The sequence below is a fragment of the Rhizobacter sp. genome, assembly GCF_031412075.1.
Taxonomy (GTDB): Bacteria; Pseudomonadota; Gammaproteobacteria; order Burkholderiales; family Burkholderiaceae_C; genus Rhizobacter.
In genome coordinates this window covers 1-11,514 of sequence record NZ_JANOCG010000145.1, presented here as the reverse complement: position 1 = coordinate 11,514, position 11,514 = coordinate 1, and the positions used below count along the sequence as shown (strand labels likewise).

General features: G+C 67.0%; 8 protein-coding genes. 1 reads left to right on the top strand and 7 read right to left on the bottom strand.

What is annotated here, in order from left to right:
* The 4 genes from RMO40_RS05315 to RMO40_RS05300 all read right to left on the bottom strand — a co-directional run.
* The coding region (locus RMO40_RS05315) for an RNA polymerase factor sigma-32 (RefSeq protein ID WP_309717335.1) at positions 1-543 on the bottom strand (543 nt) is incomplete at its 3' end.
* A gap of 125 nt (positions 544-668) precedes the next feature.
* Positions 669-3,860, bottom strand: a complete 3,192-nt coding sequence (locus RMO40_RS05310) for a CHASE domain-containing protein (RefSeq protein WP_309717333.1) — start codon at positions 3,858-3,860, stop codon at positions 669-671.
* Between the two features lie 90 nt (positions 3,861-3,950).
* Positions 3,951-5,042 carry a redox-regulated ATPase YchF gene (ychF, locus tag RMO40_RS05305; RefSeq protein WP_309717329.1) on the bottom strand — a complete coding sequence of 364 codons (1,092 nt, stop codon included), beginning with the start codon at positions 5,040-5,042 and terminating at the stop codon, positions 3,951-3,953.
* 52 nt (positions 5,043-5,094) lie between these two features.
* On the bottom strand, positions 5,095-6,972 hold the full coding sequence (locus tag RMO40_RS05300; RefSeq protein WP_309717327.1) for an ATP-binding protein: 1,878 nt from the start codon (positions 6,970-6,972) through the stop codon (positions 5,095-5,097).
* Positions 6,973-7,036: 64 nt separating this feature from the next.
* Here RMO40_RS05300 and RMO40_RS05295 point away from each other — a divergent pair, with 64 nt between their 5' ends.
* Positions 7,037-7,903, top strand: a complete 867-nt coding sequence (locus RMO40_RS05295) for a pirin family protein (protein WP_309717324.1) — start codon at positions 7,037-7,039, stop codon at positions 7,901-7,903.
* On the opposite strand, the gene RMO40_RS05290 is transcribed toward RMO40_RS05295, so the two are convergent.
* The 3 genes from RMO40_RS05290 to RMO40_RS05280 form a co-directional block, all read right to left on the bottom strand.
* Complete coding sequence (locus RMO40_RS05290; RefSeq protein ID WP_309717321.1) at positions 7,878-8,795, bottom strand: EamA family transporter; 918 nt, start codon at positions 8,793-8,795, stop codon at positions 7,878-7,880. The genes RMO40_RS05295 and RMO40_RS05290 overlap by 26 nt on opposite strands.
* On the bottom strand, positions 8,795-9,643 hold the full coding sequence (locus RMO40_RS05285) for an MOSC N-terminal beta barrel domain-containing protein (protein WP_309717319.1): 849 nt from the start codon (positions 9,641-9,643) through the stop codon (positions 8,795-8,797). Before RMO40_RS05285 ends, RMO40_RS05290 begins: the two co-directional genes overlap by 1 nt.
* The coding region (locus RMO40_RS05280) for an AsmA family protein (RefSeq protein WP_309717316.1) at positions 9,640-11,514 on the bottom strand (1,875 nt) is incomplete at its 5' end. The genes RMO40_RS05280 and RMO40_RS05285, both read right to left, overlap by 4 nt.

Sequence of the window (11,514 nt, the reverse complement as noted above, 5' to 3'; positions counted from 1 at the left end):
GTTCAGCTTGCGGGCGACAGTGTCGACCTCGCCCTGCGTCAGCGTGCTGCGGTGCGTGTTTTCGTCGGCCGAGTCTTCCTTCAGGCTCTGCTTCATCGAGCGCAGGTTGAAGAACAGCTTGCGCTGCGCCTTGGTGGTGGCGACCTTGACCATGCGCCAGTTCTTCAAGATGTACTCGTGAATCTCTGCCTTGATCCAGTGCATGGCGTAGCTGACGAGGCGCACGCCCTGGTCGGGGTCGAATCGCTTCACGGCCTTCATCAGGCCGACGTTGCCTTCCTGGATCAGGTCGCCGTGGGGCAGGCCATAGCCGAGATACTGGCGCGAGATCGACACCACCAGGCGCAGGTGCGAGAGCACCATCTTCCCGGCCGATTCGACGTCGCCGTGCTCGCGCAGGCGCTTGGCAAACGACACCTCTTCCTCGTGCGTGAGCAGGGGGATGCGGTTCACCGCCGAGATGTAGGCGTCGAGGTTGCCCAGCGAGGGCACGACGGCAAACGGGTCACGGACGGTCAAAGCAGAAGCAGATGACATGTTCATAGCCACATCAGACATCTTGGAACTCCTTTCGGTTCCCTCATATTAGCACTCGACGATTGAGAGTGCTGATGGGCCCTCTAAGGCTGTCAACAAGTGAGCAAATACTCTCACGCAATATCCAGAGATCAGCCAAACCGCGTTTCAGCCTCGTCGAGCAGCGAGTCGACAACCGACAGCAACTCCGACACGCTCACCGGCTTGGTGAGGTACTGCGAGGCGCCCGCCTTCATGGCGGAGGCGATCTGTGCGGCCAGGGCATCGGCCGAAACCACCACCACCGGGATGTCGGCGGTGCTGCTGTCGGCCTTCAGGTGGCGGAGCAGCTCCAGGCCGTCGATGTCGGGCAGGTGCATGTCGAGCAGGATCAGGTCGGGCCGGTGGGCGCGGATGGCGGCCAGTCCGTCCAGGCCGGTGATCGACACATCAAAGCGCACCTGCGGCCGGCGCGACAAGATCCCTCGCATCACCTCCACGTTGGTTTCGTTGTCTTCGACGTAATGCACCACCCGCTGGTGATAGTCGCTGGAGGTGGACTGGGTGTCTTCCAGGTCGGCGGCAGCCGTATTCGGGTGTTCGGCGCGCGGCAAAGTCAAGATGAAAGACGAGCCTTCGCCGGCGGTGCTGCGGGCGCGCAGCGCGCCGCCCATCTGCTCAGCCAGGCGCTGGCTGATGACCAGCCCGATGCCCGTGCCTTCGAGCGCCGAGCGTTCACGGCCCAGGCGGTTGAAGGGTTGGAACAGCTGCGCCAGTTGAGTGGGTGTCATGCCCAGGCCGGTGTCGGTGACAGTCAGCTCGATGCTGTCGCGGTGGCTGATGCGGGTGGCGATGTGGATGCGGCCTCCGTCGCTGTTGTACTTGACGGCATTGCTCAGCAGGTTGATCAGGATCTGCTTCACGCGGGTGGTATCGCCCACCACACGCGCCATCTCGTCAGGCACGTTCTGGCTGACGGTGATGCGGCGCCGGTTCGCGTCTTGTTCCACCAGCGGCAGCGCGGCGGCGATGACCTCGCGCAGGTCGAGCCGGTCGGGCTGCAGGTTGAGCGTGCCCGACTCGATGCGCGACAGGTCGAGCACGTCGTTGATCATGTCCAGCAAGTGCCAGCCCGCGCCCTGGATCTGCGCCACCCAGGGCCGCTGTGCGGCAGGCAGCGGGTTGTTCTGGTCCAGCTCCAGCAGCTGCGCAAAGCCCAGCATGGCGTTGAGCGGCGTGCGCAGTTCGTGGCTCATGCGCGAGAGGAACTCGCTCTTGGCCAGGTTGGCCGCTTCGGCGATCTCGCGGGCGCGCTCGGCCTCGGCCAGGCGCAGGTGTTCGGTGATGTCTTCGACCACGCCGACGATGCGGTGCGGGGCGCCCTGCACGTCGCGCAGCATGGTCACGATGGACTGCACCCACACCATGCGGCTGTCGCGGGTGAGGTAGCGGCCCTGCCGTCGGTACATCGGGATCTCGCCGCGCACCAGCTGGCCCGAGAGCTCGAAGTCCTGCACCCGGTCGTCAGGGTGGTTGAGCGTGGCCACGTTCATGCCCATCAGCTCGTCGGCCGCATAGCCCGTGAGCTCGCAAAAGCGTGGGTTGACCTGTTTCACGTTGCCGTGCAGGTCGGTGTAGACCACGCCGATGGGCACGTTGTTGAGGATGTTGCGAAAGCGTTGTTCGCTCTCGCGCAAGCTGGCCTCGGTGCGCTCGCGCTCGGCGATCTCGCGTTGCAGCGCCGCGGTGCGGTCTTTGACTGCCGCTTCGATGCGGCGCGTGCGGCCGGTCACGGTGAGCAGCAATGCACCGAGCATGGCGGTGGCGAGCAGCCCGACGAGCGAAAACAGCAAGGCGTTGCGCTCACCTGCTTCGGGCAATTGGGCACGTGAGGCGGTGACACGCAGATCCCATTGCCGCCCGGCAAAGGCCAGCGGGCGCACGTGCAGCAGGCCGGGCTGGGCAGTCTCACAACCGGGCTCGCCGGCCAGTCGGCGACGCGCGGCCGAAGGCTCGGTGTCGACGATGCACAGGTTGAGGTAGTGCGGCAGGCTGGTGCGAAAGGCGCTCAAGGCGGCGTCCATGCGAAGCGTCACGAAGGTCACACCCCGCGCATCGGCAAGGCGCTCGCTGGCGGTGGTGGGGTTGCCGCGGTACAAGGCCTGGTAGATCACCACCACCGTCTTGTCGCCGAGTTCCTGGGTGGCCCGAAAACCCGCGGTGGCGGCGGGTGAACCGGTGCGCACGGCAGCGTCGATGGCAGCACGTGCCTCGGCGACGGAGCGTGCATTCACGCCGAGTGCCGAAGCATTGCCCTGCTTCGGCTCGATGTAGCGCATCACGGCGAGCAGGTCGTCGGGCTGGGGCTGGAAGTTGGAGTCGGTGCGGTCGAACACACGGAAGGCCGAGGCTTCGACCGCGCGCACCCGGGCTTCATAGGCCGGTGCGTCGGCACGCCGGATGAACTCGGACCAGCCCATGGCTTGCAGGTGGTTGCCGGGCACCAACCAGGCGGCAGTCGCACGCCGCATTTCGTCGGAGGTGACGTCTTCCGAAGCCAGGAAGGCGCCGCGCAGCGCCTCGAGCGCGTGCAATGGAAATTCGAGCTGCGCCGTGAGGCTGGACGACGCATTCAACGCGTCTCGCTCGAAGGCCGCCAACACGCGTGTTTCACCCCAGCGGCCCACCTGCTTGACCCCGAGCGCCATCAAGACAGTGGCCACCACGAGCGTCAACCCGACCGTCAATCGGCGCGAGGCCCAGTCGCTGCGGGGCCGGCCGATGAGGGTCAGCACCATCGGCGCTGCGATCAGCACGCCCAGGGTGTCGCCCGAAGCCCAGACGCACCAGGTGAACCACAAGGTTTCGAGCGGCTGCTGCGCCAGGAAGTAGAGCGCGGCGGTGCCGACGCTGGCGCTGATCAGGCAAGAGGCGAGGGCGCCGAGGCCAAAGAACACGGCGATGTCGCGCGGCTCGCTCAGGGTCAGCGGGTGGCTGCTGAAACGCCGTACCAGCCACGCACCCGCAGTGGCCTGCAAGACGGCGCCTGTGGCCACGGCGGTCGGCAGCAGCACCGCGTTTTGAAAGTTGGGAGACGCGTGATTGTTGAAAGCGAGCAACACGTTGACCGCGACCGCGCCAACGGCGACGCCAGGCAGCATGCGCCAACCGAATGTCAGCACGCAGGCCAGCGCAATGCCGGCGGGTGGGTAAAGCGGGGCGGCATAACCCGAGGGAATGGCCAGCCACATCGACACCCAGCCGGCCAGCGCGTATGCCAACGTGGTGCCCAGGAGCGCAAGCGCCCAGTGGGGTGTTTGGCGGAAGGGCGCGGCAGACGTCATCAGGTGTCGAATGGCGTGGTGGGGAGCGCGTGATATCGCGAAAGCCCTGGCGACCCGGGGCGGCCATCCAAGCCTAACACCCGCTGGCTGTCAGACGTTGAACAAGAAGTTCAGCACGTCGCCATCTTTCACCACGTACTCCTTGCCTTCGGCGCGCATCTTGCCGTGGTCCTTGGCGCCTTGTTCGCCCTTGAGGGTGATGAAGTCGTCGAACGCGATGGTCTGCGCGCGGATGAAGCCACGCTCGAAGTCGGTGTGGATCACGCCGGCCGCCTGCGGGGCGGTGTCGCCGATGTGGATGGTCCAGGCGCGCTCTTCCTTCACGCCGGCGGTGAAGTAGGTTTGCAGGCCCAGCAGCTTGAAGGCGCTGCGGATCAGGCGGTTCAGGCCCGGCTCGGTCTGGCCCATGTCGGCGAGGAAGATCTCCTTGTCTTCATCGCTCATCTCTGACATCTCGGCCTCGGTCTTGGCGCAAATGGCCACCACCGGTGCCCTCTGGACCTCGGCGTAGGCACGCAGCTTGTCGAGGAAGGGGTTGTTCTCGAAGCCGTGTTCATCGACGTTGCCGACAAACATGGCCGGCTTGGCGGTGATCAGGCACAGCGGCTTGATCAGCAGCAGCTCGTCCTTGCTCAGGCCGAGCGAGCGCACCGGCTTGGCTTCGTCGAGCCCGGCCTGCACCTTCACCAGCACCGCGGTGAGTTTGATGGCTTCTTTGTCGCCCGCACGGCCGAGCTTGTTTGCGCGGTGCACGGCTTTCTCGACGGTGCCGAGGTCGGCCAGGCAGAGTTCGGTCTGGATCACCTCGATGTCGGAGATCGGGTCGACCTTGCCGGCCACGTGGATCACGTTCTCGTCTTCGAAGCAGCGCACCACGTTGACGATGGCGTCGGTCTCGCGGATGTGGGCGAGGAACTGGTTGCCCAGGCCTTCGCCCTTGGAGGCACCCGCCACCAGCCCGGCAATGTCAACGAATTCGACAATCGCCGGCACGATGCGCTCGGGCTTGACGATGGCCGACAGCTGGGCCAGCCGCGGGTCGGGCAGCTCGACCACGCCCACGTTGGGCTCGATGGTGCAGAAGGGGTAGTTCTCCGCCGCAATGCCCGCTTTGGTCAGCGCGTTGAAGAGGGTGGACTTGCCGACGTTGGGCAGGCCCACGATGCCGCATTTGAGGCTCATGGTGGGGTAGGGCGAAGTGGGGGCCGCGCTGGGCGCGAGCGGGGTGGTGATTCTAGTGGCCCGCCCCCGGGGCAGACGCATGCGCCTCCAGCACCTGCTGCACGGTCTGCAGCAGGCGCACGCGGCCCACCGGCTTGACCAGCACCTCGTCCATGCCGGCGGCCAGGCAGGCGGCGCGGTCTTCGGCGTAGGCGTTGGCGGTGAAACCCACCACCGGCAGGTGGCGCGCCTGTTCGCCGGCTTCGCCCGCGCGCAGGCGGCGGGTGGCCTCCAGGCCGTCCATATCCGGCATGCGCCAATCCATCAGCACCAGGTCGAAGCCGCCGCGGGTCAGCTGGTTCAGGGCATCGACGCCTGAGGTGGCGGTGAGCACCTGGACGTCGGCCGTTTCGAGCATCTGCGAGGCGATCATGGTGTTGACAGCGTCGTCGTCGACCAGCAGCACACGCATGCCGGCCAGGCCGCCGCTCAGCGTGGCCAGGGCCGAGTTGACGAGGGTGGGGTGGGAGGGCGGGTCGCTGGCCGCCAACGGCAGGCGCAGCGTGACCCGCGTGCCGACGCCGGGCTCGCTCTGCAGGGCCAGGCTGCCGCGCATCAGCGTGACGAGCTGGCGCGTGATCGCCAGACCCAGGCCACTGCCGGAGTGGCGGCGGGTTTCGCCACCGTCGGCCTGGTGAAAGGCGTCGAACACGAGCGCCTGGTGCGAGCGCTCGATGCCAATGCCGGTGTCTTCGATGTGCAGGTGCAGCTGGCGCAAGGCCGGCTCGTAGCGCAGCGCCAGGCCCACGTGGCCGCGGTCGGTGAACTTGACGGCATTGCCCAGCAGGTTGATCAGCACCTGCTTCAGGCGGAACTCGTCGCCGCGCAGCCAGGCGGGCACGCCGTCTTCGACGGTCAGCCGGCAATCCAGCGATTTGGCGTCGGCCTGTGGTTGCACCGTCTCCATCACCTGCGCCAGGCAGGCGCGCAGCTCGAAGGGCTGGTCGAGCAGCTCGAGCCGGCCGGCCTCGATGCGTGAGAGGTCGAGCACGTCGTTGATCAGGTGCAGCAGGTGGGTGCCGCCGCGGCGCACCGTCTCGACCAGCTCGCGCCGGTTGGGCTCGGCCAGGGTCGGGTCGCGCAGCAGGTCGGCCGCACCCAGCACGCCGTGCAAAGGTGTGCGCAGCTCGTGGCTCATCACGGCCAGGAAGCGCGACTTGGCCTGCGAGGCCTGCTCGGCGTGGTCGCGTGCCGACTCCAGGTCGCGCATGCGGCGCGTCACCAGGTCGTCGACCGTGAGCGGTTGGCTGTGGGGGGCGTCGAAGTGGCTGTCGATGGCGGGCGTCAACACCGCCAACTTTCTGAGCTGGCGCGTGATGCCGAACAGCGCGCCAATCAAGAACAACTGGGCGAAAAGGCCATTGATGTAGAGCGGCCACAGGGTCTGCGACCACTCCGGTGATGCCGTGCCCCGCAGGTTGACCACGATCGCCGGCAGCACGGTCAGCACGGTCAGCGCCAGGCTCAGGCAGAGCGCTCGCCACAGGGGCCAGGTGACGTAAATCAGCAGGTGCGCGCCGACCAGCCAATAGGCCAGCGAGGCCGCGCTGTAGACGGTGAACGACTCGGCCACCAGCAGCATATAGCTCACGCTGGCCACAAAATACAGGCTCAAGCCCAGCGTGCCCAGACCCTGGGCCAGCACCAGGTAGCGTGGCCGGCGCCACACCAGGGCGGCCAGCCCGCCGAACCAGGCCATCAGCAACGGGTAGGCGAAGCGGTCGGAGTGGCTGATCTGGCCCAGCGCCGCTTCGGTCCACCACACCAGCGCCACACTGGCAACGACGAGCACGAACAACCACAGGGCCGTGCTGCGCGCGACCAGGGTGATCTTGGGGACGGTCGCTGGCGCCACAAACGGGTCGGGCGCTGTCTTCGGTTCGGTGGGCATGGGGTCCAGGGCGTGCGAAGCTCGCGGCCTATTATCCCGGGCAGACCTTCGCTGCGGACCCCCTATGACCCTGCTGACCCTCACCCCCCACAGCAAAAATCTTGGCGGCGGGTTCACCGTGCGCCGCCTTCTGCCGTCGGCACAACGCCAGGCGGTCGGGCCTTTTTTGTTCTTCGACCACTTCGGGCCCATCACCGCCCAGCCGAGCGACAACCACGATGTGCGCCCCCACCCGCACATTGGCCTGGCGACGGTGACCTACCTGTTCGAGGGCGCGATGATGCACCGCGACAGCACCGGCGTGACCCAGCGCATCGAGCCCGGCGCCGTCAACTGGATGACAGCCGGGCGCGGCATCGTGCATTCCGAGCGCACCCCCGATGACCTGCGCTCGACCACCCGCCGCAGCCACGGCCTGCAGCTGTGGGCGGCGCTGCCGGCGGCGCACGAAGAAGACGCACCGAGCTTTTCGCACACGCCCGCCAGCGCCATTCCGTCGGCGGTGGTGCAGGGTGTGGCGGTGCGTGTGCTGATCGGCAGTGCCTTCGGCCTGGGCTCGCCGGTGCCCACCTTGTCGCCCACGCTCTACATCGACATGTCGCTGCCTGCCGGTGGCAACCTGGTGGTGCCAAACGCAGCACGAGAGCGTGCGCTGTACAGCATCGACCACGGTTTCACGCTCGACGGCGAGCCGGTGCCCGCGGGGGTGATGGTGCTGCTGCCCGACGGCCATGAGCCCGCGCTTCGGGCCGAGCAGGGCGCGCGTGTCATGTTGATCGGCGGCGAGCCGCTGGGTCACCGCTTCATGTGGTGGAACTTCGTCTCCAGCCGCAAGGAGCGCATCCTGCAGGCCGGTGACGATTGGGCGGCTCAGCGCTTCGAGCGCGTGCCCGGCGAGACCGAGTTCATTCCGCTGCCACCGCGGGCTTGATGGTCGGTGCGGGCGCGGCGCGCCGGAGCATCAGCACATTGCCCGCCACCGCGAGCAGCACGCCGACCCCGGCCAGCGCATCGGGCCGGTAGTTCTCGAACAGCATCGAGACCACCAGCGCCAAGAGCGGCGTCATCACGCCGATGGTGCCGGCCGGCCCGGCGCCGATGCGGTCGAGCAGGGTGAGGTAACACGCGAAGGTGAGCACCGAGCCGGCGAGTGCCAGGTACACGAGCGCCACCCACCACGACACAGCGGTGGGCCACACCACGCTTTGCCCGCTGGCCAGCACCACCGCCATGCAGATGGCAGCGCCGTAGAGCATGCCGTAGCCGAGGCTGGTCCACATCGGCAAGCCACGCTCGCGGTTGCGGCTGGCCACCAGGCTGCCCACGGTGGAGAGCAGCACCGAGCCCACGGTGAAAAGCGCACCCAGCGCCGTTGCCTGGCCTTCAGGTGCCTTGCCGAACTCGGGCCAGAAGATCAGCGCCACACCCGCCAGGCCCAGCAGGCCACCGGCGACAAAGCGTGCGCTCAATGTGGTGTTGAAGAGCCACAGCGCGCCGATGCCCGCCACCAGCGGCGAGGCCGAGTAACCCACTGCCACCAGACCCGAAGGCAGGTGGCGCTCTGCGTGGTAGACGCAGATGTACGACACGCCGTAGAGAAACACACCCTGCAATGCGAGCCAGGCGTGGTCGCGCCAAGGCAGCCTCAGCCGTTCGCCGCGCCACGCGCACCAGGCCAGCACGCACAACCCGGCCAGGCCGAAGCGCATGGCCACACCGAACTCGGGCGAGGCCACGCCGATCTGGTAGGTGATGGCATGCCAAGTGGTGCTCCACGTGAGCACGCAGATGGCAAAGAGTTGCCAAGCGGGCAATCGTTGCATCAGTCGAACTTGTAGCTGGCGTTGCCGACCTGGCCCACGCGCAGGCCGCAGTCGATGCCTTCGACGATCACCGCGTTCATGCCAAAGGTGATGGCGCCGTCGAGCAGCGCGCTGGCGCGGTAGGTGCTCATCGTGTCGCCCGGTTCGTTGCCCGGCTCGGCGGTGAGCGGGTCGATGTTGGGAATGGGGCAGCGCGCGCAGGGTTTGACCAGCCTGAGCCGCACCGGGCCCTCGGGCGTGTCGAAGCGGATCTCATCGAGGTGGTCTTCACCATGGGCGTCCAGCCCCGAGAGCACGAGGTTGGGCCGAAAGCGCGCCATCGTCACCGGCTCTTTCAAACGCTGGTTCAGCTCGGCGAGCGAGGCTTCGGAAATCACCAGGATCGGGAAGCCATCGCTGAAGGCGTTTTCGGCCTCGATGTCGCCGGTCCACTTCTTGTTCGACAGCCGCTTTTGTTCGGGGTCGAAGCGCACCAGTCGCAAGGGCTGGCCGAGAAAGTCGCTGAACCACTGCGCCGCCAGGTCGCCCATGTCATAGGCGGCCACTTCGTCGCCCCACACCCTCACCCGCACCGGGCCTTCAACGCCGTCGATGACCAGGTGCAGGGCCAGCATGCCGGGTGCGCGCAACACCACCTCGGTGTGCTTGAGCGTGGGCTGGATCAGCGCCATGCGCGGCAGCTCGCGCTGGGTGACGAACTCGCCTTGTGCATCGACCACCATCCACGCGCGGTCGAACTCGAGGCCGGTTTCGATCAGCAGGGCCTCCGACACGCCGACTCCGGCGCAGCTTTTCAATGGATAGACGTTCAAGGCCGTCACCGTCACGCTCAGCTTGTCATCACTCACTTGAAGATCCCTTTGAGTTTTTCTTTCAGCTTGTCGCGGGCGGCGTCTTTCATGGCAGCGGAATCGCTGCTGCCGCTGGCGGCACTTGCAGCGCTGGGCAAGCCGAGTTTTTCTCTGAGCTTGTCCTTCACCTGCGCGCCCACTTCGGTCTTGATCGCCTGCGCGGCGATGGCCGACCACTCGATGCGCCAGTCCATGGCCTCAAAGGGGCCGTTCAGGTGCACCGGGATCGTCAGGCCCTTCAAGGCCGCGAGATCGGCGCCGTCTTGCCCCTTGGTGGTGGAGGTGACGGTGGCACGCGCGGTGTAGTCGATGACACCCTTGCCGATGTCGAGCGCGCCGTCGCCGCCCAGGCGGAAGAAGGGGCTCTTGGCGTCGAGGTCGTTGCTGCGTGCCACGCCGTTGGCGATGTTGAAGCTGGCGGTCAGCTCGGAGAAGTCGGTCTTTTCCGTCTGGCGCGCTTTCTGCCGCTCGTCGGCTTGCTTCATGCCCAGCGTGGCCTTGGCCTGGCGCAGGCTCTTGGCGAGGTTCACGCCCTTGATGGCGCCGTCGCGCAGCTGCAATGCCGCCTTGCCCTGCAAGCGCGACTTCAGTTCGTTGGTGCTGCGGCCCGCGCTCTCGACGTCGAGCGTGACCTTGCCGGTGCCTTCGAGCACGTCTTTTTTGGCCATGTCTTGCAGCAGCGCATTCACGTTGACGTTGTTGGCGGTGGCGTTCACCGCCACGCGGCTGGCGCGTGCGTCGGCAAAGGCGGTGGCGCTCACACTGCCGCCCCAGGTCTTGCCGGAAAACTGGCTCACCCGCAGCATGCCGCCTTCGAGCGTGGCGAGGAACACCGCGTCGCTCACGCGGTAGGTCTGGTAGGCGAACTGGCCCACGCGCACGTCGAACTTGCCTTGCAGCGAACGCAAAGGCGAGAGATCGACCGGTGCGTCGGCGGCAGGTGGGGCCGACACCGGCGCCGAGGCCGAGGTCGAGGTCGAAGCCGCCGTGGGCGGCAGCAGGCGATTCAGGTCGAGCGAGTCGAAGCGCGCCGCCACGTTGAGCGTGAGCGGTGTGGTCGCAAGGATGGCACTGCCTTCGCTCGCAAACGGGTTGGTGTTGATCTGGCCCTTGAGCGCCCAGTGCGCGGCCTGTGCCGAGGCGTCGGCCTTGCCCTGGATGCTGATGTTGAGCGGTTGCAACGACGGTTCCTGCAATTGCAGCTGGGTGTCCAGCCCGTCGAGGGCGACGGCGCCTTTTTCTAGCTGCAACAACAAGGTGGCGCGCACGCTGCCGGCGATCTGCCGCGGGCCGCTGCGGCCCTTCAGCGTGCTCTCCACATTCGGCACCACGATGCGCTCGAAGCTGCCACTCGGCGCGGCGGTCTTGAAACTCGCCTCCACCGTGGTCGGCCCTTGCAGGCTGACCTGCCCACTCAACGCACTGCCGGTGAGCGACTCGCCCTTGACCGAGAGTTCGGGCCAGTCGAGGTTCAAGCTCAGCGGCTGGCCGCTGGAGGTGCCGCCCAGCTTGATGCGCAGCTTCGACAGCATCAGCGCCTTGTTCTCCGGGTCGTAGGCAAAACGCTCCAGCGCGAGGGTCGACTTGGCGAGATTGAGCGTGCCGATGGTGGCGTCGCCGGCCAGCTCCACCTTGTCGGCCTGCAGCGTGCCCTTGTTGCCGTCAAAGGCCAGCGCGCCGCGCAAGTTGGCGTTCACGGCCTGTGCGCCAGGGGCGTTGCCTTTCCAGGCGAGCTGCATGTCGCGCAAGCGCACACCCTTGTCGGCCAGGGCCAGCGTGAGCTGCGTGCTGCCGCTGAGGTCGCCTTGCACGGGGGGCGAGGTGAGGGCCACGCGGGCCTGCAGCTTGATCGGCGACTCGACCTGGTC